Raw genomic sequence first — 23,745 nt, 5'->3', positions numbered from 1 at the left:
GCGGTAGTTCAGTTGGTTAGAATACCGGCCTGTCACGCCGGGGGTCGCGGGTTCGAGTCCCGTCCGCTCCGCCACTTCTTAGAGAAACCCAGTCAGCAATGGCTGGGTTTTTTGCTGTCTGGCGTTTGTATGGCCTCTGATTACTCGTCACTTATGAGGGTCTCAGGCGAGGCGTTCCCGACAACAGACTGGGATTTTTCTGCATCGCTGTCATGAAACAGTGTTTGTTATGTGTAGCTGTAGAAATAACGCAACCATTGCTCAGCAATAAAAATTTCATCTTGTGCGGATAAAGCCTGAATACCTGCCGCATAGCTATGTGACTGACTGCCAAGATGCAGACCTGCCAGTAAATGTGCGGCCTCAAACAGGTACAAAGTGGGATCACCCATACCTGTTTTGAAGGGAGTGTTCGCAGACTCCCCACCGGCAATGAGGTAAATACTGGCGCCATGCCGATTTTGATATTCTGTGACCAGTTTATTCCCTCCCACATACTGCAACGTCCCTTGCTGCACTAACTCGGGTAAATTGAGCTCGTCGTCGGCAGAGGTGACAGTGGCTATGAACAAGTTTTCGCGTCTGGACTGGATGTGCGCAGAGTGAAGCGCGCCATTTCCGGTGCAGCAGAAAATGAGATTACAGTGTTCTAGCATGGTTTCGGTTGAGCAGACCTGAATGCCATTTCTGGGTAAAGCGGTAAGTTGTCTGGGATCCTGATCACTGACATAGATATCATGGATACCTTTACCTTGTAGTGACTTACAGATACCCCGGCCCAGATTACCACTACCTATCACCCCGATAGTGAGAAAACCGAGGTTGTTCAATTTCAGGCCAAATGCCTCGCGCAGGATTTGATCAGTGTAATGGACGATACACTCAGAAGCTTCGTAGTCGGCTGGGGTCTTGATGCTCAGATGAGCCACCGATACTAAGGGTTTGATTAAATGTCGGTTGCGATACTTGGCGATGCCATTTGCGGTTAATTCAGCAATCCCCACGCATTGCTCATCATATGCCTCAAAGATGGCTTCAACGCCTTGAGAAAAATAGCCACCGTGATCAAGGATCAGAAAAGCCTGTCCCTCCTGAGTGTATTGCTGAATAAGATCCAAGCAACGCACAGGATCTCTTAACGCGATTTTGTCAAAGCCGGGCTCGACGACATCACAGTTTGGAATGGACTGGATGGTATTTAGCAGTGTGCCATTGTTGCAAAAAGTCGCTTGCTTAGGGATGAAAATGACGTGGTCAGCAAGTTTACACAGTACGTTGAGATACGGCAGAGAGCCTTCATAGCAATGCATGACAGAGAAAACAACAAGGTTTCTCGGCATCGAATGAGTTTGCGCAATCTGTTCTAAAAATCGATAACCTTTTTCTGCATAGAAAGCGGAGTAGTAGCTGTGCGTTAAAGTATGCGTTGACGTCATAACCGGCCTGCTATTTGAATAACGTCAGCAACGCCTGAAAAAGAGGCTCTTGCTGTCGACTTTGTTTGCAACACAATCCCAATGTTAATGGTTCGACTGCTGCTGCTGGCAGCTTTTGAATCTGATCGCGAATCGGGCTGTTTTCTATAACGATATCTGGCGCAATTCCGATACCACATCCCAATGCTACCATACTAACAATAGCTTCATGCCCAGCAACTTGAGCATAAATGTTGGGTTTTATTTTTTGTGATTTCATCCACTTGTCAGCATTTTCTCTTGCAGTTCCATACTCAGGCAGAATGAAGGGAAGTTTGTCCCACTGAATGTCCGGTGAAAGCAGCGCCTGAAGACCGGGTGAAGTGATTAATGGACTGATTAACGACATTGAGACATTACCCAAATAAATGAAAGTGAGTTTATTGGGTAAGTTGGCTGGCAGGGCAGTAATCGCAAAGTCGGCTTCATCGTGCAGGACTTTATTCACGGCTTGAGCCGGATCGCCGGTAACCAGCTGAATTTCCACCTGGGGGTAATGTTGCCTGAACTGATTCAGGACATTGGGGAGGTGGCTGTAGCTGGCAGTGACCGAGCAGAACAGGGTGAGTTTACCTTTGAGCATTTGATCCTGTTCAGTCAGCTCTTGCTGCAGTTGTTGCCATTCGGCAACAATGCGGCTGGCAACCGGTAGCAGTTTACGGCCTGACGTGGTCAGTTCCACACTGCGGTTGTCGCGAATGAAAAGGGGCTGAGACAGTTCCTGTTCCAGCCGCTGAATAAGCCGGCTGAGCGCGGACGGGCTGATGTGCATCTTCTGTGCTGTCTGACTAAAATTCTTGCTGTTACACAGATGAAGAAAGAGTTGGAGTGATTTTATGTTCATGGTTTATGTTGCACCATTTGCAATATGATGTTGTGAATATATCACTTTAGACAACATCAAGCCTGATCTACTATCAGGTTATTCGGCAGTGAAGTGCCGACCAAGGATTAGAATTCACGGAGTAACTTGTTATGGCTAACTATTTCAATACCTTAAATTTACGTCAGCAATTAGATCAACTGGGCCGTTGCCGTTTTATGGATCGCAGCGAGTTTGCTCAGGAAGCGGATTACCTGAAAGGTAAGAAGGTGGTTATCGTAGGTTGTGGTGCACAGGGCCTGAATCAGGGTCTGAACATGCGTGACTCAGGTCTGAATGTTGCCTATGCACTGCGCCAGGCTGCGATTGATGAGCAGCGTGCTTCTTTCCGAAATGCGAAAGACAATGGTTTTGAAGTGGGTAGCTATGAACAATTGATCCCTCAGGCCGATCTGGTTGTCAACCTGACACCTGATAAACAGCACACCGATGTTGTGACAACTGTCATGCCGTTAATGAAGCAAGGTGCTGCTCTGGGTTACTCGCACGGCTTCAACATTGTTGAAGAAGGGATGCAGATTCGTCCGGATATCACGGTTGTGATGGTAGCTCCTAAGTGTCCGGGTACTGAAGTACGTGAAGAATACAAGCGTGGCTTTGGTGTACCAACGCTGATCGCCGTCCACCCGGAAAATGACCCGCAAGGTGAAGGCCTGGAAATTGCGAAAGCCTGGGCGGCAGCAACGGGTGGCCACCGTGCCGGTGTGCTGGAGTCATCATTCGTTGCTGAAGTGAAATCTGACCTGATGGGTGAGCAGACGATTCTGTGTGGCATGCTGCAGGCGGGCTCAATCGTGTGTTACGAGAAGATGATTGCTGAAGGCGTCGAGCCTGGCTATGCCGGTAAACTGCTGCAATTCGGCTGGGAAACCATTACCGAAGCGCTGAAGTTTGGTGGCATCACGCATATGATGGATCGTCTGACAAACCCGGCTAAGATCAAAGCATTTGAGCTGTCTGAAGAGCTGAAAGATCTGATGCGTCCGCTGTATAACAAGCACATGGATGACATCATTACAGGTGAATTCTCACGGACTATGATGGCCGACTGGGCGAACGATGATGCGGAACTGCTGGGCTGGCGTGCCGAAACGGCGGAAACGGCGTTTGAAAACTACCCGCAAACCGATGCAAAAATCGCTGAGCAGGAATACTTTGATAACGGTATTCTGATGGTGGCCATGGTACGTGCCGGTGTTGAGCTGGCGTTTGAAGCCATGACAGCCTCAGGCATTATCGAAGAGTCGGCTTACTATGAGTCTTTGCATGAGCTGCCTCTGATTGCCAACACTGTCGCCCGTAAGCGTCTGTATGAGATGAACGTGGTTATCTCTGATACTGCAGAATATGGTAACTACCTGTTCGCGAACGTGGCTACGCCATTGCTGCGCGAAAAGTTCATGCCAAAAGTGAATACAGATGTTATTGGTAAAGGTCTGGTTGCTACAGGCAACCATGTTGATAACCAGCAGCTGATTGATGTGAACGAAGCGCTGCGTAATCACCCTGTAGAGCAGATTGGTCACGAACTGCGTGGTTATATGACAGATATGAAGCGTATCGCTGTAGGCGACTAAGTAAACATCCTTCCTGGTTAGTAAAAAGCCCGGCAAAATGTGCCGGGCTTTTTCATGTCTGTTCTGAGATATACTATTCGGACTTATCTGCCAGCATAGCTTCCAGCTGGGCAACCTTTTGTTCCAGCTCGTTCAGCTTTTGCCGTGTGCGCAGCAGGACCTGAGTCTGCACATCAAACTCTTCGCGATTCACCACATCCAGTTTACTCAGTTGTGCCTGAATGGTTTGGCGCACTTTCTGTTCCACATCCTGACCAAGTGCTTTGACCGGTTGAGGCATGGCTTCCTGAATTTGCCTGGCAACCTGCTCAAGTTTCTTTGGATCAAACATACGCGGGTTTAACTCCATGAGGTTAATGGGATACTTTTAGCCGTTAGTGTACACCAAATTTTTCTGCCACAGGCAGGAATCCTTGGCCAGATTGGGCTGGGTGGGCTGAAAAAAAGGCCGCTTGCGCGGCCTGAATCGAATGGAAAGTGGGTCTTTAACTTTCCCGGGCTTTCAGCGCTTGTTTCGCTTCGTCAGCCCGTTTTAACTTTTCCAGCTCTTTGTCCTCCACAAAAACCGGTAGTGGCTTGTGGGTACTGGCCAGGTAGGTGTAGATCACCGGCAGTACAAACAGGGTAAAGAGGGTGCCTATCGCCAGGCCGGATACGATAACGATACCAATACTGAAGCGCTGGGCAGCACCGGCCCCGGTGGCGTACAGCAGAGGAACCAGACCGGCAATCATAGCCGCCGTGGTCATCAGAATCGGTCGCAGACGCACCTTGGCCGCTTCCATTACTGCAGACATTTTGTCTTTCTGGTGATTGAGCTGCTCTTCTTTTGCGACTTCACAGATCAGAATCCCGTGCTTGGTGATCAGACCAATCAGGGTGATTAAACCCACTTGCGAGTAGATGTTCATCGAAGCCGCTCCCCAGGCCAGCGATACCAGAGCGCCACAAATAGCCAGAGGTACCGACACCATGATAACCATAGGATCGCGCAGCGATTCGAACTGGATAGCCAGCACCAGGAAAATCACCGCCAGTGCCAGACCGAAAGTCGCAAACAGTGCATTACCTTCGGTTACGTACTGGCGAGCTTCACCCATAAAGTCGTACTGATAACCAGAGGGTAGCTGGCTGACGGCTTCGGTACGGAACCATTCGATGGCATCACCCATGGCAGTACCCGGCATAGGCACCACACCTATGGTTGCCGAGTTTAGCTGGTTGAAGTGCGGCAGCGCGCGGGGTTCAGCCACGACATCGATAGTGACCAGGCTTCCCAGTGGCACTGAATTACCATCAGCCGCGCGAACATAGAAGGCGTTCAGCGATTCAGGGTTCAGGCGGTACTTACGCTCTACCTGCGGAATCACCTCGTAAGAGCGGCCATTGAGGTCGATGCGGTTGACATAACCGTCGGCCATCATGGTACTCAGAGTGATGCCGATATCCTGCATAGTGACGCCATAAGCCCCGGCTTTGTCTTTGTCTATGCTGATTTTCATGGTGGCGGAGTCGAAGTTGAGATCCAAGTCCGAATACACAAACATCGGATTCTTCGCCACATCATCCAGAATAGAACCGGCCACCTGGAACAGGCTTTCAAAGTTGTTCGGCGTGGTAATGACAAACTGAATGGGCAGACCTGACCCCGCACCTGGCAGCTCAGGCATCTGGAAAGCGGTTACCGCCATACCAGGCACATCGTTAACCAGTGTAGTAACACGGCCAACCACTTCCGCCTGACTGGCTTCGCGCTGACTCCATGGCACCATGGAAGCGATACCGAATGCCTGATTGGACTGCGGTACACCTGAGAATACCTGAGCAAAAGCCACTTCAGGCTGATTGCTCAGCATTTCGTTCACTTCACTCATGGAATTTTCGATGTAGTCCAGGTTGGCGGTAGACGGACCGGTACCCATCATCATCAGCACGCCTTTATCTTCTGCCGGTGCCAGTTCACTGGGGATGAACTTGAACAGAACCGGCAGCATAGCAAAGACAATGACCGCAAACACTATCACCACAGGGCGTGATTTCATCACTGTGGTCAGCATTTTTTCATAGCGGTTGGTCATGCGATCCAGCACACTGTGCACGGTATCTTCAAAGCGGTTTGGCTTATCGTGTGCTTTCAGGATCTTAGAACACATCATCGGCGACAGTGTCAGCGCGATTATCCCTGAGATAAAGACCGACCCGGCCAGCGTCAGGGCGAACTCTTTAAACAGCGAGCCTGTAATCCCCCCCATCAGTGCAATAGGTGCGTATACCGCGCCCAGCGTCAGGGTCATGGCGATAACAGGCACCGCGATTTCCCGGGTACCGATAATCGCTGCCCGGAACGGTGACTCGCCCAGTTTGATATGACGGTCGACGTTTTCCAGTACCACGATGGCATCATCGACCACCAGACCGATAGCCAGCACCATGGCGAGCAGTGTCATCAGATTCCAGGAGAAGCCGAAGGCCTGCATTACCATGGCCACCCCAATCAGTGACAGCGGAATGGTGATGATAGGGATCAGTACGGCGCGGAACGACCCCAGGAACAGGGTGATCACCACAAGTACAATCAGTGCTGCTTCACCTATGGTTTTGATAACTTCCTGAATGGACTCGTTAATCGCAACCGTAGAGTCGTACAGGACGTTCATCTTGATATTGCTTGGCATGTTGCGCTGAATTTCAGGCAGCAGATCCAGCACATCGGCAGCAATATTGATAGGGTTTGCACTTGGCGCTGCATTGATGGCGGCGACCACGGCTTCCTGTCCGTTTGCTGTTGCACGGTAAATGTCGTGGCTTTTCGCACGGGTGACTTTGGCGATATCACCTAAGCGGATCACCTGACCTTTCTGCGTCGAGACAATCAGCTTTTTCAGCTCATCTGTGGTTTTGACCTGGGTATCTGCCGTGCCGTTATACAGCACGAATTCACCTGTTGCCTGGCCCGTTGCCGACTGGTAGTTGTTGGCGTTCAGCACAGTCATGATGTCGCTGGCTGTCAGATTGTATGCGGCCATCTTGGCCGGATCCAGCCATACTCGCAGCGCAAATTTCATTCCGCCATAAAGGTCGATTTTGGATACGCCGTTCACTGTAAACAGCTGCGGGTTGAATACCCGCTCCAGGTAATCGGTAATCTGGCTGGAATTGAGCTCGTCACTGGTAAAGCCGATGTACATCACCGCCGTGGTAGAACCGGTCGACATGGTTACAGTCGGGTCTTCCGCTTCACGGGGAAGCTGAGAGCGCACCGAGTTGGTCTTCGCCAGTACATCAGACAGGGCCGCGTTGGGATCGGTATTGAGTTTCATGTTGACGGTAATTGTCGATGAACCCAGTACCGATGACGACGTCATGTAATCTATGTTGTCTGCCTGCGCGATGGCCTGCTCCAGCGGCTGAGTAATAAAGCCCTGGATCAGATCGGCACTGGCACCGTAATAACTGGTCGTCACAGTGACTACGGTATTGGTCATCTCGGGATATTCCCGGACCTGCATTTTGAAAATAGCCTGAAAACCAAGCAGGGCAATCAGAATGCTGATTGCCACTGCCAGCACCGGCCTTTTTATGAATATGTCAGTAAAGCGCATTTAACCTCCGAATCACAGCATCGGTGTTTCAGCCGGGGTTTTCAGGGCATCGTTTTCTACGATGCGGACTTTGACGTCATTACTCAGGCGCACCTGGCCGGTAGTCACAATACGGTCTCCCGGTTTAACGCCATCAAGAACGTGGATAACATCGCGCTTACGTTCACCGGTTTTCACCACAGACTGACGGACGCGGGTGACGCCTTCATCATCTTCGTACAGCACATACACATTATCGCCATACAGGGTATAGGTGATGGCAAACTGCGGCAGCACAACCTGATTTTCCAGGGTCGGCAGAATGATGTTAGCGCGGGCAAACATCCCGCTGCGCAGACGGCCGGCATTGTTCGGAATGTCCGCCTGAACCTGGATTAAGCCGCTCTGATAATTGACCGCAGGCTCAATCGCGCTGATCTTGCCCTGGAATTTGGCATCCGGGTACGCATCGACGGCGATATCAACTTCCTGACCGATGTGGATGTCAGACAGATCGGTTTGCGGAATGGTGAAGCGCAGCTTCATCAGGGACGTATCTTCCAGACGCACTATGTCAGTGCCGGGCTGAATATATTCACCCAGGAACACATTACGCAGACCGACATCACCGGCAAACGGGGCTTTAATAATACGACGATCGATGGTGGCTTTCAGGCTCTCAATATCGGCTGACAAAGAGAAGTAATCAGCTTGCGCGCCATCAAAAGCTTCCTTAGAGATAGAGCCTTTCTTGTACAGATCCTGATAGCGGATGAACTTGGCTTTGGCGGCTGGCAGGCGAGCCTGGGAACTCTTGAGGTTGGCTACTTCAACATCTGAGTCCAGCGCTACCAGACGTTGTCCTTTTTTCACGGACATGCCTGAATCGAACTCCAGCGACTTGATCACGCCAGCGACTTCTGTGGTGACAGTCACACCCTGATTAGGCTCAATGAAACCAATCGCTTCAATCGCAGGTACCCAATTGGTCGGTTTTGCCTCTACGACAGTCACCGGATAATCCGGCTCAGGCATATTGGCGAAGTAAGCCATCTTTCCTTTTATTTCAAAGTACTTGGACGTAAAAAGCGTGCCAAACAGCACGGCAACGATGATGAGCATGACTATCCATGCTACCCATTTTTTCATTATCTTTGCTCCGGAGTCTTAAGTTAATGCTAATTCAATGTGTAATTACAGCATCCCAGCAAGCTTTAATGGCAGCATCCCGCGCTTCATCACTTACCGTAAAAGTACCACTCAGGTGCTTGCGGGCCAGACAGGCGCTGGGCTCAAGGCTGAGTGCGCTTAATATCTCGTTGTCCAAAGGCTTAAACAGCCCCTGAGCTTTACCCGTGTCAAACATCCTGTGGACAGGGGCAAAGAGCGTTTGCTCTAACGCTATCTTGTACTGCTTACCTCGGTGCGGCATGTTTTCGAACTGACCACGGTTAATAAGCGGCGCTTCATTATTCGTAGCCATATTCCAGATGTTTAACCACATAGTACGGAACTGCTGTTCTAAGGGCATGACATCGGAAACGTTCTGAGTGATTTTCCTGGCGACAATAGTCAGTATATGGTCATGCAGCTGAAACAGGAGGTCATCTTTATCACTGAAATAGCGATAGATGGTCCCTGTCGCGACCCTGGCTTCTTTGGCCACCATGTTCATCGACAGACCGTGAAAACCATGTTTTGCCAGCAATTCTTCGGTTGCCTGCAAGATACGTTCTTTTTTGTCAGTCATTGTTGATCACAAAGTGAATGAACGTTCATTCATTATTGTGGATACTTTATTAGTATGCAACTCATCTGTTACCTTTATTTTTCTGAGAAAAACGCGGGGGATTGTCTGAAATAGACACGAGACGAGAACAGGTTACAATGCGGCAGCTGAATAAAACATGACTCATAGGGCAAATGAATGAAACTCAATCCGAGACAAAATGAGGCGGTACGTTTTGTTGCTGGACCGTGTCTGGTTCTGGCTGGTGCAGGTTCAGGAAAAACACGGGTCATCACCAATAAAATCGCCTACTTAGTACAACAATGTGACTACAAAGCCCGTCATATTGCGGCGCTGACATTTACCAATAAAGCGGCGCGGGAAATGAAAGAGCGGGTCGGGCAGACCCTGGGCCGCCAGGAAGCCAAAGGGCTGATGGTGTCGACTTTCCATACCTTGGGCCTGAATATCATTCGTCGTGAGTACAAGGTACTGGGACTGAAAGCGAGTTTCTCGTTGTTTGACGATCAGGATCAGATGGCACTGCTCAAAGAGTTGACGGAAGATCAGCTCGACGGTGACAAAGACTTACTTAAAATGCTGCTGTCATCCATTTCAAACTGGAAGAACGCCATGATGTCGCCCGCTCAGGCGAAAGTGCATGCACAAAGTGAGCGTGACCAGCTGTTTGCCCATTGCTACGAGTTATATCAGCGTCAGATGAAAGCCTATAACGCGCTGGACTTTGATGACTTGATTCTGATGCCTGTACTCTTGCTGCGTGATAATGATGAGGTGCGGCAGCGCTGGCAGAATAAGATCCGCTACCTCCTGGTGGATGAGTATCAGGATACCAACACCAGCCAGTATGCCTTTGTGAAGTTGCTGGTGGGCGAAAGGTCAAAATTCACTGTGGTCGGGGATGACGACCAGTCTATCTATTCCTGGCGTGGTGCGCAGCCGGAAAATCTGGCGCTGCTTAATAAAGACTTCCCGACGCTTAAAGTGATCAAGCTGGAGCAGAACTATCGTTCGACCAGCCGGATATTGCGCAGCGCCAACATTCTGATCGCCAATAACCCGCACTTGTTTGAAAAAGCGCTGTTTTCAGAAATTCCTGATGGCGAGATGCTCAAGGTCCTGACGGCTAAAAATGAAGAGCATGAAGCTGAAAAAGTGGTCGGAGAGCTGATTGCCCATCGTTTTCTCAACAATACTGACTACAAAGATTACGCGATTCTGTACCGCGGCAACCACCAGTCACGTTTGTTTGAAAAAGCCCTGATGCAAAACCGGATCCCCTACAAAATTTCTGGCGGCACGTCTTTCTTCTCCCGTACCGAGATCAAAGACATCATGGCGTACCTGCGCTTGCTCACCAACCAGGATGATGACAATGCTTTTTTGCGTATCGTCAATACGCCGCGGCGGGAAATCGGCCCTGTCACCCTGGAGAAACTGGGCACCTACGCCAATATGCGAGGCAAGAGTTTGTTTGAAGCCAGCTTTGAGCTTGGCCTGGAGCAGCATCTTTCAGGGCGAGGACTGGACAGCCTGCGCCAGTTTACGCGCTGGATAGTTGAGCTGGCCGATAACGCTGAGCGCGGCGATGCCGTGGCGGCCGTGCGGCAGATGATCCGTGATATTCATTATGAGGACTGGCTGTTTGAAACCTCCGCCAGCCCGAAAGCGGCAGAAATGCGGATGAAAAATGTATCCGATTTATACAGCTGGATCACCGCAGATCTGGAAGGCGATAATTACGATAACGAAGTCCGCACCCTGAAAGAAGTGGTTCAGCGCATGACATTGCGTGACATGATGGAGCGGGGTGAAGAGGATGAGGATGCCGATCAGGTTCAGCTTATGACACTGCATGCCTCCAAAGGGCTGGAATTTCCGCATGTCTACCTGATAGGTGCCGAAGAGGGCATTTTGCCGCATCAGACCAGCATTGATGAAGACAATGTGGAGGAAGAGCGACGTTTGGCGTATGTCGGTATTACCCGGGCGCAGAAAACACTGACCTTTACCTTATGCAAGGAACGCCGGCAGTATGGCGAGTTGCTTAAACCCGAGCCCAGCCGCTTTCTCTATGAATTGCCCCAGGACGATCTGGATTGGGAAACAGAGCGCAAACCTGTGACGGCAGAAGAACGAATGGAACGGGGTCAGGCACACATTGCCAATCTCCGCTCCATGTTCAAGAAGAAATAACTCAGCGAATCGCTGAAAATAAAAAAGGTTAGCCATCATAGCTAACCTTTTTTTCAGGTATCTGAAGGGAGAGACTGGATTACAGCCCCTCGATCATATGGTTGATCGCAGCCACGATTTCTTCATCGCTGCAGTCCATACAGGTGCCTTTCGCCGGCATGGCATTGAAACCATTAATGGCATGATTGGTCATCGTATCCATACCTTGAGCAATACGCGGTCCCCAGTCACCGGCATCACCTGACTTAGGTGCGCCCAGTACACCGCTGCTGTGGCAAGCCACACAGAAAGTGCCGTATACCTGATCGCCTGAGCGAGGGCCGGAAGCGGCGGCTGTAGCGGCTGGTGCATCGCCTTCCTTATATACAGAGCCAACAGGCTTGATGCGTTCTGCGATCGCTTCGCCAGACATATCTGCCGCTACGGCTGAGCCGCTGATGGCGACGGTTGCGACTGCAGCGACCATTAGTTGTCGAAGAGAAAATTCCATTGAGCTCACCTTAACACTCCCAGATTATTTGCTCGAATATCACAGCTTTCTTGTATAAATTATTGTAAATATTACATTATTGGACAAAGCTGTGAGTTATTAACCAGTGGTTTTTGGATAAAAAACGCAATGATTATATCCCTTAACGAAGTGGTATTAAACAGAGCGGCTTTGTTTGTATGACGCTAATCAACCCAGAGATGGTTATAAATAAAGCGAATACAAAATTTTTTGCAAAAAAGACTAGACGAGAAGCATGCTGATCCGTAATATTCACCACCGCCGATAGGGCAAGGCGCCCGTAGCTCAGCTGGATAGAGCGTTGGCCTCCGGAGCCAAAGGTCACAGGTTCAAATCCTGTCGGGCGCGCCACTCCGGAAAGTCAGGATGGCACTGTTGGCGTGTAAATTATGGTGGCTATAGCTCAGTTGGTAGAGTCCCGGATTGTGATTCCGGTTGTCGCGAGTTCAAGTCTCGTTAGCCACCCCATACAATTGGGTATGGAGCTTGTAACAAGCTCGGTACTTAGCGGCAGATAGCGCAAGTCGTGTATCTCCGGCTTTTGAGAATAGCGGACCAGAGGGACCCTCTGGCGCAAAACTCAAAACAACAGAAAGAATTATCGGTGAATAGCGCAGTTTGGTAGCGCATCTGGTTTGGGACCAGAGGGTCGGGGGTTCGAATCCCTCTTCACCGACCACTTCTATGGTAAGTTTGCCCGGTGAGCAAACCTACAGGTTCGGAAAAAAGAAGTGTATTGCTCGGGTGTGTAAATCCGCCGCGTTCAATCCCTCTTCGCCGACCAAGTTACAATGGTGGCTATAGCTCAGTTGGTAGAGTCCCGGATTGTGATTCCGGTTGTCGCGAGTTCAAGCCTCGTTAGCCACCCCATATATCGTGTTTCAACCTGCATGGTTGAATGACAAGCAAAAAATCGGTGAATAGCGCAGTTTGGTAGCGCATCTGGTTTGGGACCAGAGGGTCGGGGGTTCGAATCCCTCTTCACCGACCACCTTTGAAGACCCGCTCATTGAGCGGGTTTTTTTATGCCTGTATTTTACTGTCCGGTTCTGTCTGGAGCAGAGGAGGGCTATCGGGCCGGGTGCGGAAGCCCGCTGCACGGAGGCCCGCCGCGTTCATTCCCTCTTCGCCGACCACATTTGAAGACCCGCTCATTGAGCGGGTTTTTTTATGCTCCTTGGTTTCGCTGCTACTATTCAGAGGCGTACTGACCTCAGGATCGGGGGCATATTTGTGTTTTGTACTGTCATTTTCAGCCGGGTTAGCTGTTACGTTGCCGACAAGCTGTGAGTTTCTCCGCTGTTTATTCATGACTTCCCGCTCTGGAGCAGTCTGCTTGTCTGGCTTTTCATGCTGCGTTGAATAGCTAGGGTGGATTCATGTACTGATACTATTATCTATAGTGGTCTAATATCTTTTTATGTTAATAAAATGTTCCTGTTTTTGCGGTGGTTTATTCATAGGGTCATGGATGAATGTTGTGAATATAAATGCTTAAAGTGAGCATTTTTAGCTAATTTTTGCTGTTTTTACCGCGATTTATCTAAGATGGTTTATATGGGTTATGTGAATTTTAACCTTGGTTTATAGTGATTATTTATGCTGGTTTTGTGCGGTAGCACAGTTTTATAGTATGAAATGTTGATTTTTAGTGAAATCTTTGCCAGATTGATGGCACTTTATGTGGCCGATATTTTTATCGGTTTATTGGAATGGATTCATTTGCAGACAGGCAGAGTCGCTGCCAGGTTGTTGAGGTCTGAGCATGGCATTATTGGAAGTTAAAAACCTTCGTATTGAGTACCCGTCTCGTCACGGTATCCACGCTGCGGTGAAATCGCTGTCGTTCACCATAGAGCGCGGTGAGATTGTCGGTGTTGTCGGGGAATCCGGGGCGGGTAAATCGACGGTAGGTAATGCCGTAATCGATCTGTTGAGTCCTCCTGGCAATATTGCCAGCGGCGATGTCTACCTGGACGGTCAGAAAATCTCGGGTTTAAAACCAGAAGCAATGCGAAAAGTGCGTGGCGCAAAAATCGGTTTTATTTTCCAGGATCCGATGACTTCACTGAACCCTTTGTATACCGTCGAGCGTCAATTGACGGAAACCATTATTACCAATTTGAATCTCGGCAAAGAAGAAGCGGTTCGCCGTGCTATTAAGCTGATGGAGCAAGTTGGGATCCCTCAGCCGGAAATCCGTATTAAGCAGTATCCGCATCAATTTTCCGGTGGTATGCGTCAGCGTGTGGTGATTGCAATCGCCCTGGCTGGTGAGCCTGATTTAATCATTGCCGATGAACCGACCACAGCGCTGGATGTGTCGATCCAGGATCAGATTCTGAGTCTGATTCGGGAATTATGCGTGAAGAAAAACGTTGGCTGCATGCTGGTAACGCACGATATGGGAGTGGTCTCCAATGTCACCGATCGTGTTGCTGTGATGTACCGTGGTGATCTGGTTGAAATCGGTCCGACGGAACAGGTGCTGGGTCATCCTAATCACCCTTACACCAAAAGCCTCATTTCTGCGGTTCCGCGTTCGGATATCAAACTGGCTCGCTTCCCTTTGGTGAGCTATATCGAAGAAGCCGGTGAAAGCACGCAGCTGGATGTGAAAAATCACTGGCTGGGCCAGAGTCAGGACGAACGTCAGTACACGGGCGCTTTATTGCAGGTCGAGAATGTTAATCTGCGCTTTGTGACCAAAGATTCTTTCTTTGAAAGCCGCCGTGAGTATGTGCAGGCCTCGAACGATGTCAGCTTTGAGGTGTTTGAAGGCGAAACCTTTGGCCTGGTTGGCGAATCAGGTTCAGGCAAATCAACCATTGCCCGTGTGATTGCCGGTTTATATCCGCCCAATTCTGGCAAAGTGGTGTTTGAAGGTATAGATCTGACGGCGCTCAAGAGCGAGAACGAACGCCGCCCTATGCGTCGCCAGATGCAGATGGTGTTTCAGAACCCGTATTCCTCAATGAACCCGCGGATGAAGATTTTCGACATCATTGCTGAGCCAATTCGCTTTCATAAACTGGCCGGCAGTGAAAATCAGGTGCGGCAGATCGTCGCTGACTTGCTCGACCATGTGGGTCTGGGCCGTGCCGCAGGCGTGAAGTATCCCCATGAATTTTCGGGTGGTCAGCGTCAGCGTATTTCTATCGCCCGTGCTCTGGCAACACGTCCCCGTCTGCTGATTTGTGATGAGCCGACCTCGGCACTGGATGTGTCGGTTCAGGCACAAATCCTTAATCTGCTGAAAGATCTGCAGGATGAATTGAACCTGACTATGCTGTTTATCAGCCACGATTTACCGGTTATCCGCCAGATGTGTGATCGCATCGGCGTGATGCAGAAAGGCACCTTGCTGGAAGTGGCGCCGACTGAGCAGTTGTTCACGGCTCCGCAGCACGAATACAGCAAGCAATTGATTTCTTTGATGCCTGAATTCAAAGGAATGAGTCAGGAAGGCCTGAAACTGGCCTGATACAGAACCTGTTTGCCCGCCGGGAACCCATATTTCCGGCATGGCTCTGTCAGGGAGCCGGGCTGTTGTTGCTTACCTAAACCAATAATAAGCAAACATAACCATCTGGGAGTTCTCTCCCTGCATAAAGGAGCTATGCAAATGAAAACCTTCAAGAGCAAGTTAGCCGTTGCGTTAATGGCTGCTGGTCTGAGCTTCGGCGCGGCGGCTGCCAACCTGAATTTAGCTTACGATGCTGACCCGGTATCTCTGGATCCGCATGAGCAATTGTCTGGTGGTACGCTGCAACTTTCTCACATGACCTATGATCCGCTGATCCGTTTTACCCAGTCGATGGAGTTTGAACCCCGTCTGGCAACGTCGTGGGAGCGTGTGGATAACAGCACTATGCGCTTTAAGCTGCGTGAAGGCGTAAAATTCCACTCCGGCAACACCTTCAGCGCTGATGACGTGGTCTGGACCTTTAAGCGTCTGAAATCTTCTGCCGACTTCAAAGGTATCTTCACCCCTATCGTGGATATCAAAAAAGTGGATGCCAACACGGTTGACGTGATCACTGACGGCACCTACCCACTGATTGAAAACGTCATGACCTACGTGTTCCCGATGGACAGCAAGTTCTACTCAGGCCAGACCGCCGACGGCAAAGACAAGTCTGAACTGAAGAAAAACGGTTCAACATTTGCTTCTACCAATATCTCAGGTACTGGTCCGTTCAAAGTGGCCAGCCGCGAGCAAGGCGTGAAGGTTGAGTTCGAACGTTTTGCTGATTACTGGGACAAAGACAGTGAAGGCAATGTCGATAACATCACGCTGCGCCCAATCAAAGAAGACGCTACCCGTGTGGCAGCCCTGCTGTCTGGCGATGTTGATATGATTGCGCCTGTGTCGCCGAATGATTATCAGCGTATCAAGAGTAACGATAAGCTGGATCTGGTGACTATGCCGGGTACCCGTGTCATTACTTTCCAGCTGAACCAGAAAGTGGCAGAGCCACTGCGTGATGCGCGTGTTCGTCAGGCGATTGTGTATGCGGTGAACAATGAAGGTATTGCTGAGAAGATCATGAAAGGCGCAGCGACGCCTGCCGGCCAGCAGAGCCCTGTGGGTTATGCCGGTTACAACGAGTCGCTGACCCCGCGTTATGATCTGAAAAAAGCACAGCAGCTGATGAAAGATGCCGGTTATGAGAACGGTTTCTCTATCACTATGATTGCGCCGAACAACCGCTATGTGAACGATGAAAAAGTCGCTCAGGCTGTGGCAGCGATGCTGGCGAAAATCAAGGTTAAAGTTGATCTGCAAACTATGCCAAAAGCACAGTACTGGCCGGAGTTTGATAAGTGTGAAGCCGGTATGCTGATGATCGGCTGGCACCCGGACACAGAAGATTCAGCGAACTTTACTGAGTTCCTGACCATGACCCGTAACGCTGACACAGGTAAAGGCCAGTATAACTGCGGTCATTACTCAAACGCTGAAGTTGATAAGCTGGTTGAAGCGTCTAACACGGAAACCGATCTGGAAAAACGCAGCACTATGCTGAAGAAGGTTGAAGAGTTGCTGTACAACGACGCTGCCTTTGTTCCACTGTACTGGCAAGATCCGTCTTGGGCTGCCAAGAAGAATGTGGACATCAAACCTATCGTGAACGGTATGGACTTCCCGTACCTGGGCGATTTGGTTATCAAGTAATACCTTTCGTAATTCAGGCTCCGGCGCTGGCCGGGGCCTGATTATGGATGTCTAAAGAGGCAAGAAATGTTTACGTTTTTGGTCAAGCGCCTGGTGCAGGCACTGGTAGTGATGTTTGTGATCAGTCTGGTGGCGTTTGCTATCCAGGACAATTTAGGCGATCCCCTGCGTGAGCTGGTGGGACAGTCTGTGTCCGAAGCCGAGCGAGATGCGCTGCGGACTGAAATGGGCCTCAACGATCCCTTTATGGTGAAGTACGGCCGCTTTATTTCGAAAGCTGTTCAGGGGGATTTAGGTAACTCTTATTTCTTCAAACGTCCGGTTGTTGACGTGATTCTGGACAAGCTGGTAGCCACACTGGAACTGGTGTTTGCTGCGTCACTGATTATTGTTGTGGTGTCGATCCCCCTAGGCGTTTATTCGGCCATACACCCCAACAGCGCCCTGACGAAAGTGATCATGGGCTTTAGCATAGTAGGTATCTCCATTCCGGTCTTTTTGACCGCCATTATGCTGATGTATGTTTTTTCGATCGAATTAGGCTGGTTGCCTTCGTTCGGACGGGGTGAAACGGCGAATATATTCGGTTGGAATTCCGGCTTTTTTACGCTGGATGGTTTGGCGCACCTGGTGCTGCCGAGTATCTCTCTGGCCTCTATCATGCTGCCGCTCTTTATCCGCCTGGTGCGCTCTGAAATGCTGGAAGCGCTGAGTACCGAGTACGTGAAATTTGCCCGTGCTAAAGGTCTGGCTCAGAACAAGGTGTATTATCAGCATGCCCTGAAAAATACCATGTTGCCGGTGATTACTGTGGGCGGGGTGCAGATAGGGACTATGGTAGCCTATACAATCCTGACTGAGACAGTGTTCCAGTGGCCGGGAACGGGTTTCCTGTTCCTGGAAGCGATTAACCGGGTGGATACCCCATTGATTACCGCTTATGTCATTTTTGTTGGCCTGATCTTCGTGGTGACCAATACCCTGGTTGACCTGCTGTACGGCCTGATCAACCCAACCGTTAACCTGACCGGCAAAGGAGCGTAATCATGACGACCAAGACGACTGACGCGCCTTCACGCTGGCAGCGTTTTCTGAATTCAGATTTCATTTATTTCTTTAAAAAAGACAAAGTGGCGATTGCCAGTTTTACCGTGTTTCTGCTCTTTGTGCTGACGGCGCTGTTCGCACCTCTGCTGTCGCCAATGAATCCGTATGATCTCAACAGTATTGATATTATGGACTCAGAGCTGGCACCGTCATGGATGGAATTTGGCGATACCCGTTTCCTGCTGGGTACGGATGATCAGGGCCGTGATATTCTGTCGACCATTATCTACGGGCTGCGCATCTCACTGGCCATTGGCCTGTTTGCCGTCGCGCTGCAGCTGTTTATCGGCATCATAGTCGGACTGTGTGCCGGTTACTTCGGTGGCCGGATTGACAGCTTCCTGATGCGTATTGCCGATGTTCAGCTGTCGTTCTCGACTATGATGGTGGCGATTATCGTGTCGGCAATTTTCAAAGCCAGCTTTGGCAGTGACTTTTACAGTCAGTACGCCATTTTGATGCTGGTGGTGATCATAGGTATTGCCGAATGGCCGCAGTATGCACGTACTGTGCGGGCATCTGTGCTGGCAGAGAAGAAAAAAGAGTATGTTGAAGCATCCCGCGTGATGGGCCTGAAATCACTGCGTATTATGTTCCGTCATATTTTGCCGAATTGCCTGTCGCCTATCCTGGTGATCTCCACCGTGCAGGTGGCCAATGCCATCATGTCGGAAGCGGCACTGTCCTTCCTGGGGCTGGGGATGCCGGTCGATCAGCCGTCACTGGGCTCGCTGATCAGTATCGGCTTTAACTACATCTTCTCGGGTTCCTGGTGGATCACTGCGTTTCCTGGCATTGTGCTGGTGACTCTGGTTCTGGTGATCAACCTGCTGGGTGACTGGCTGCGTGATGTCTTTAACCCTAAGGTTTACAAAGGGTAAAACCGGGCAACCTACCGCTTACCTTCTTAACAACCCCTGCCGCGGCAGGGGTTGTTGTTTTCCTCGCAATACTCCTGATCTGTCCCCGCAGCAACGCGTCAAAACAATGCGCTAAAGCATTGCACTCGCAGAAGTTTAATTTTTCGCTATTTATTCAATGGCTTAATTTGTAAGTAAATTGATACAAACTGCTTACACGTGCTTACCAAGCACTCAGTGACTTACAGACCCTCCCGATGAATAATTGATAAACAAAAAGTTAACAAATCAGCAACAATGCGCGCACCAGCCCAGTGGGGTAATCGGTGCCGGGATGCGGCTGTTTGGCAACGACAATAATAGTTATCCAGGGAGGATAAAACGTGAAAGGTCTGAACAAAACACTAATGGCGGCAACTTTGGCGTCGCTGATAACGGGACAAGCACACGCCGGCAATGTTGAAGTGCTGCATTACTGGACATCGGGTGGCGAAGCGGCAGCGCTTGCCATTCTACAAAAGATGATGAAGGAGGAAGGCCATAGCTGGACGGACTTTGCAGTGGCCGGTGGCGGCGGTGAAACGGCCATGACAGTGCTGAAGTCGCGTGCCATTTCGGGTAATCCGCCTTCCGCCTCCATGATAGCTGGCCCTGAAATTGCCCAGTGGGGTGATCTGGGTGTGCTGGCAAAACTGGATGAGGTTGCCACCAGTGAGCGCTGGGACGCTTTGCTGCCAAAAGCCGTGGCCGACATCCATAAATATCAGGGCAGTTATGTTGCAGCGCCGGTGAATGTACACAGGATCAACTGGATGTGGATTAACAAGCCGATTCTGGATCAGGTGAACGGTGGCAAAGTGCCACAAAGCTGGGATGAGTTCTTCGTCTTTATGGATAAGGCCAAGCAGGCCGGTTTCGTCGCGTTTGCCCATGGCGGGCAGGACTGGCAGGACGCCACTGTGTTTGAACAGGTTGCTCTGGGAGTCGGTGGTGACGACTGGTATCGCCAGGCCTTTGTGGCGTTGGATAAGCAGGCGCTGAGTTCTGACACCATGACACAGGCTTTTGCGACCTTCAAAAAGCTCAAATCCTACATGGATCCGGGCATGCCGGGACGTGACTGGAACCTGACTACCGCGATGGTAATAGACGGCAAAGCCGCTGTGCAAATCATGGGAGACTGGGCAAAAGGGGAGTTTGCCGCCGCCGGTAAACAGCCAGGCAAGGATTATCTCTGTGCCACAGTGCCGGGAACGCAGAATGCGTTTAACTTCAATGTTGATGCTTTCATGATGTTTGAGCAAAAGAGCAAAGAGGCACAGGCGGCCCAGGAGGACTTATCTCGCCTGCTGGTGTCGAAGGAATTTCAGGAAGAATTCAACCTGAAAAAAGGCTCCATTCCGGTACGTCCGGATGTGTCACTGGCCCGCTACGACAGCTGCGCCAAGCAGTCGATGTCTGATTTTCAGGCCAGCGCAAAATCCGGCTCACTGGTACCCAGCTTTGCCCATGCCATGGCAATGGAACCGGCAGTCAGCGGGGCCGTGTATGACGTCGTGACGAATTATTTCAATGATAACGACATGACGGCGGATGCGGCCACCTTGCGTCTGGTGTCGGCTATCGAGCTGGCGCAGTAATCCCCGTCAGCCACACAGGCCGGTACAAACGGGTACCGGCTTTCCTGCCTATTTTGACAAGAGCCTTGTTATGACTATTGGAACCCAAGCTCAGCCACTGTCGGGCGCGCCGCCACGGGAAAGTCTGGCCGACAAACTGCAAGCCGTGTTGCCGAAGATAGTGCTAGCCCCCTCCATGGTGATCACTCTGGTGTTTACATATGGATTCATTCTATGGTCGTTGGTGCTGTCGTTCACCAACTCCCGAATGCTGCCTAAATATGATTTCATCGGTCTGAGCAATTACAGCAAATTGTTCAGCATGGATCGCTGGACGGTGGCCTATACCAATCTGTTTATTTTTGGTTTTCTGTTTATTGTGATCGCGATTTCGGTGGGCACGCTGCTGGCCATATTGCTGGATCAGAAGATACGGGCCGAAGGTGTGCTGCGAACAATTTACCTGTACCCGTTTGCACTTTCCCTGATTGTGACAGGCACCGCCTGGAAGTGGATACTCAATCCTCAAATCGGTATAGAGAAACTCCTGCACGACATCGGCTTCACCAGTTTCCAGTTTGACTGGCTGGTGGATAAGGACATGGCGATTTACACCATAGTGATTGCGGCAGTGTGGCAGGCATCAGGTTTTGTGATGGCCATTATGCTGGCCGGGTTGCGAGGGGTAGACAGCGCCATCATCAAAGCCGCGCAGATAGACGGTGCAACCATGCCGACGATTTATCGTCGCATCGTACTGCCTATCATGCGGCCGATCTTCTTCAGCTGCTTCATCATTTTGTCCCATCTGGCGATCAAGAGCTTCGATCTGGTGGTGGTGCTGACATCCGGCGGGCCTGGCTACTCGAGCGATTTACCCGCCACTTTTATGTATCAGTATGCGTTTGGACGTAACCAGATTGGGATTGGCTCGGCCAGCGCCATGATCACCCTGATGGGCTTTATTGCCATTCTGATCCCCTACCTGTATTCCGAACTGAGGAAGAAGAAGCATGGTTAATGCCAATTGGAGCCAGCAAGCCGGGCGGGCTTTCACGTATCTGGTCCTGATACTCTTTGCGCTGTATTTCATCATGCCGCTGGTGGTGATGGTGTTTAATTCACTGAAAGATTTAGCCGAAATACGGACCGGTAATCTGATACTGCCGCCACAGTCTCCGACCACAGAGGCCTGGCAAAAAGCCTGGTCATCCGCCTGTACCGGCTTGAGCTGCGAAGGCGTGTCTGCCTATTTTTGGAATTCTTTCAAAATCACCTTACCGGCTGTGGTGCTGGCGTCAGCCATAGGCGCAATTAATGGCTATGTCCTTGCAAAGTGGCGCTTCAGGGGCAGCGAAGTGTTCTTCGCCTTGATGCTGCTGGGCTGTTTCATTCCCTTTCAGGCGGTGTTGCTGCCAATGGCACAGACGCTGGGCTATCTCGGATTGGCGAACTCAGTACCCGGCCTGATTCTGGTCCATACCATTTATGGGATTCCGTTCACGACCCTGTTTTACCGTAATTATTACGTGGGCCTGCCGACTGAGCTGATTTCTGCCGCCAAGCTGGACGGTGCCGGTTTTTTCCAGACGTTTTACCACATAGTGTTACCGCTCTCAGGCCCGATCATAGTTGTGACGCTAATCTGGGAGTTCACCAATATCTGGAACGACTTTCTGTTTGGTGTGGTGTATTCCGGCCCGACGTCTCAGCCGATCACCGTCGCTCTCAACAACCTGGTCAACACCAGTCACGGTGTAAAGGAATATAACGTGGATATGGCGGCCGCCATTATTGCCGCTATCCCGACCATTTTTATCTACATCATCTCCGGTAAGTATTTCCTGCGTGGACTGGTTGCCGGTGCAGTCAAAGGATAATGACGATGTCGAGCTTACATATCAAAGACGTAAATAAGCATTATGGCGATTACCACGCGCTGAAAGAGATAGATATCAAGATAGACAGCGGTGAGTTTCTGGTGCTGGTGGGCCCGTCCGGCTGCGGTAAGTCAACGCTGATGAATACCATAGCCGGGCTGGACAGTATCAGTGACGGCGCGATTTTGTTAGGCGACAAAGACGTGACGCATTTGTCGCCTAAAGACAGGGACATCGCCATGGTCTTTCAGTCTTATGCGCTGTACCCCAGTATGACGGTACGCCGCAATATCGCCTTCGGATTGGAAATGCGCAAAGTGCCTCAGGCCCAGATTGCCCTGGAAGTCGACAGAGTGGCGACTATGCTGCAGATCGATCATCTGCTCGACCGCAAGCCGGCAGAGTTGTCGGGTGGCCAGCGACAGCGGGTTGCCATGGGCAGAGCCCTGGCCCGTGAGCCGCAGATTTACCTGTTTGATGAGCCGCTCAGTAACCTGGATGCCAAACTCAGAGTGGAAATGCGCACTGAAATTAAGAAGCTGCACCAGCGGCTGAAAACCACCATAGTTTACGTCACCCATGATCAAATTGAAGCCATGACACTGGCCGACCGCATTGCTGTGATGAAAGACGGTGTCTTGCTGCAGCTTGCCAGCCCGGAGCAGATTTACAACAACCCGGTCAATATGTTCGTGGCGGGCTTTATGGGCTCACCCTCGATGAATTTCATACGCAGCTACCTCAGAGCACTCAATGACGGCTTGGCGATAGAACTGCATAACCGGGACGGCGAGCGGGTCAGTATTCCTTTGCCTGAGAGAGGAAAAGATTTGTCAGCCTGGGTGAATCGTGAAGTGATACTGGGGCTTCGTCCTGAGCAGATCCGTCAGGCAACGGCGAATTCGCCGGCAGTGTTTGAAAGACATATCAATAATCAGCTGGATGTGGTGGAACCGACGGGGGCGGATACGCTGGTGGTTACACAGTTTAACGATCAGGATGTGACCGCGAGATTAGACCCTGAAAGTCATCCTGTGTCGGGACGCGATTTCTTATTCGCGGTCGATGTGAGCAAAGCGGTGCTGTTCGATCCGGACAGCGAAGACAGGATTTATTAAGTGCTCAGA

At 50.6% G+C, this 23,745-nt stretch carries 18 protein-coding genes and 5 tRNA genes; 15 read left to right on the top strand and 8 right to left on the bottom strand.

Features of this window, described 5'->3' with window-relative positions:
• Positions 1 to 227: 227 nt before the first annotated feature.
• A complete protein-coding gene (locus Q4491_RS20450) occupies positions 228 to 1,436 on the bottom strand; it encodes an NAD(P)-binding domain-containing protein (protein ID WP_303460463.1) in 1,209 nt (402 codons plus the stop codon).
• A 10-nt stretch (positions 1,437 to 1,446) separates the two neighbouring features.
• Positions 1,447 to 2,319 (bottom strand): HTH-type transcriptional activator IlvY, encoded by an 873-nt coding sequence (gene ilvY / locus Q4491_RS20445; protein WP_192016093.1) that lies wholly within the window; start codon positions 2,317 to 2,319, stop codon positions 1,447 to 1,449.
• Between the two features lie 131 nt (positions 2,320 to 2,450).
• On the opposite strand from ilvY, the gene ilvC reads away from it, so the two are divergent.
• Entirely contained in the window at positions 2,451 to 3,935 is a 1,485-nt protein-coding gene (ilvC, locus tag Q4491_RS20440) for a ketol-acid reductoisomerase (RefSeq protein WP_218384598.1), read from the top strand.
• Between the two features lie 73 nt (positions 3,936 to 4,008).
• Here the strand turns inward: ilvC and Q4491_RS20435 are convergent, their stop codons facing one another.
• From Q4491_RS20435 to Q4491_RS20420, 4 genes are all read right to left on the bottom strand, one after another.
• Positions 4,009 to 4,266, bottom strand: coding sequence for an accessory factor UbiK family protein (locus tag Q4491_RS20435; protein ID WP_192016091.1), 258 nt, complete (start codon positions 4,264 to 4,266; stop codon positions 4,009 to 4,011).
• A gap of 154 nt (positions 4,267 to 4,420) precedes the next feature.
• The gene (locus Q4491_RS20430; RefSeq protein WP_303460456.1) at positions 4,421 to 7,537 is read right to left on the bottom strand and encodes a multidrug efflux RND transporter permease subunit; all 3,117 of its coding nucleotides are present in this window, start codon (positions 7,535 to 7,537) and stop codon (positions 4,421 to 4,423) included.
• A 12-nt stretch (positions 7,538 to 7,549) separates the two neighbouring features.
• Entirely contained in the window at positions 7,550 to 8,665 is a 1,116-nt protein-coding gene (locus Q4491_RS20425) for an efflux RND transporter periplasmic adaptor subunit (RefSeq protein ID WP_192016089.1), read from the bottom strand.
• Between the two features lie 34 nt (positions 8,666 to 8,699).
• On the bottom strand, positions 8,700 to 9,266 hold the full coding sequence (locus tag Q4491_RS20420; protein ID WP_192016088.1) for a TetR/AcrR family transcriptional regulator: 567 nt from the start codon (positions 9,264 to 9,266) through the stop codon (positions 8,700 to 8,702).
• A 177-nt stretch (positions 9,267 to 9,443) separates the two neighbouring features.
• Between Q4491_RS20420 and rep the strand changes: the two genes are divergently transcribed.
• Positions 9,444 to 11,462 (top strand): DNA helicase Rep, encoded by a 2,019-nt coding sequence (rep, locus tag Q4491_RS20415; protein WP_192016087.1) that lies wholly within the window; start codon positions 9,444 to 9,446, stop codon positions 11,460 to 11,462.
• Positions 11,463 to 11,541: 79 nt separating this feature from the next.
• On the opposite strand, the gene Q4491_RS20410 is transcribed toward rep, so the two are convergent.
• Positions 11,542 to 11,952, bottom strand: a complete 411-nt coding sequence (locus tag Q4491_RS20410; protein ID WP_161442241.1) for a cytochrome c5 family protein — start codon at positions 11,950 to 11,952, stop codon at positions 11,542 to 11,544.
• Between the two features lie 295 nt (positions 11,953 to 12,247).
• On the opposite strand from Q4491_RS20410, the gene Q4491_RS20405 reads away from it, so the two are divergent.
• The 5 genes from Q4491_RS20405 to Q4491_RS20385 all read left to right on the top strand — a co-directional run bounded on the left by Q4491_RS20405 (position 12,248) and on the right by Q4491_RS20385 (position 12,964).
• A tRNA-Arg gene (locus Q4491_RS20405) sits at positions 12,248 to 12,324 on the top strand.
• 41 nt (positions 12,325 to 12,365) lie between these two features.
• A tRNA-His gene (locus Q4491_RS20400) sits at positions 12,366 to 12,441 on the top strand.
• A 134-nt stretch (positions 12,442 to 12,575) separates the two neighbouring features.
• Positions 12,576 to 12,652: transfer RNA gene (locus Q4491_RS20395), tRNA-Pro, on the top strand.
• A 115-nt stretch (positions 12,653 to 12,767) separates the two neighbouring features.
• A tRNA-His gene (locus Q4491_RS20390) sits at positions 12,768 to 12,843 on the top strand.
• A gap of 44 nt (positions 12,844 to 12,887) precedes the next feature.
• Positions 12,888 to 12,964: transfer RNA gene (locus Q4491_RS20385), tRNA-Pro, on the top strand.
• A 32-nt stretch (positions 12,965 to 12,996) separates the two neighbouring features.
• Here Q4491_RS20385 and Q4491_RS20380 read toward each other — a convergent pair.
• Entirely contained in the window at positions 12,997 to 13,284 is a 288-nt protein-coding gene (locus tag Q4491_RS20380; protein ID WP_303460452.1) for a hypothetical protein, read from the bottom strand.
• A gap of 454 nt (positions 13,285 to 13,738) precedes the next feature.
• Here Q4491_RS20380 and Q4491_RS20375 point away from each other — a divergent pair, with 454 nt between their 5' ends.
• The 8 genes from Q4491_RS20375 (at position 13,739) to Q4491_RS20340 (ending at position 23,736) form a co-directional block, all read left to right on the top strand.
• Entirely contained in the window at positions 13,739 to 15,457 is a 1,719-nt protein-coding gene (locus tag Q4491_RS20375) for an ABC transporter ATP-binding protein (protein WP_192016086.1), read from the top strand.
• Between the two features lie 141 nt (positions 15,458 to 15,598).
• Positions 15,599 to 17,152, top strand: coding sequence for an ABC transporter substrate-binding protein (locus Q4491_RS20370; RefSeq protein WP_192016085.1), 1,554 nt, complete (start codon positions 15,599 to 15,601; stop codon positions 17,150 to 17,152).
• Between the two features lie 66 nt (positions 17,153 to 17,218).
• A complete protein-coding gene (locus tag Q4491_RS20365; RefSeq protein WP_192016084.1) occupies positions 17,219 to 18,196 on the top strand; it encodes an ABC transporter permease in 978 nt (325 codons plus the stop codon).
• A gap of 2 nt (positions 18,197 to 18,198) precedes the next feature.
• On the top strand, positions 18,199 to 19,140 hold the full coding sequence (locus Q4491_RS20360; protein WP_192016083.1) for an ABC transporter permease: 942 nt from the start codon (positions 18,199 to 18,201) through the stop codon (positions 19,138 to 19,140).
• Positions 19,141 to 19,526: 386 nt separating this feature from the next.
• Positions 19,527 to 20,759, top strand: a complete 1,233-nt coding sequence (locus Q4491_RS20355) for an ABC transporter substrate-binding protein (RefSeq protein WP_192016115.1) — start codon at positions 19,527 to 19,529, stop codon at positions 20,757 to 20,759.
• Positions 20,760 to 20,829: 70 nt separating this feature from the next.
• The gene (locus Q4491_RS20350; protein WP_192016082.1) at positions 20,830 to 21,759 is read left to right on the top strand and encodes a carbohydrate ABC transporter permease; all 930 of its coding nucleotides are present in this window, start codon (positions 20,830 to 20,832) and stop codon (positions 21,757 to 21,759) included.
• Positions 21,752 to 22,618 (top strand): carbohydrate ABC transporter permease, encoded by an 867-nt coding sequence (locus Q4491_RS20345; RefSeq protein ID WP_192016081.1) that lies wholly within the window; start codon positions 21,752 to 21,754, stop codon positions 22,616 to 22,618. The genes Q4491_RS20350 and Q4491_RS20345 overlap by 8 nt, the downstream gene beginning before the upstream one ends.
• 5 nt (positions 22,619 to 22,623) lie before the next feature.
• The gene (locus Q4491_RS20340; RefSeq protein ID WP_218384585.1) at positions 22,624 to 23,736 is read left to right on the top strand and encodes an ABC transporter ATP-binding protein; all 1,113 of its coding nucleotides are present in this window, start codon (positions 22,624 to 22,626) and stop codon (positions 23,734 to 23,736) included.
• The last annotated feature ends 9 nt before the right edge of the window (positions 23,737 to 23,745 follow it).

The sequence above is a fragment of the Photobacterium sp. 2_MG-2023 genome, from assembly GCF_030547675.1.
Classification (GTDB): domain Bacteria; phylum Pseudomonadota; class Gammaproteobacteria; order Enterobacterales; family Vibrionaceae; genus Photobacterium; species Photobacterium arenosum.
This window is presented reverse-complemented; position numbering and strand designations above follow the sequence as displayed.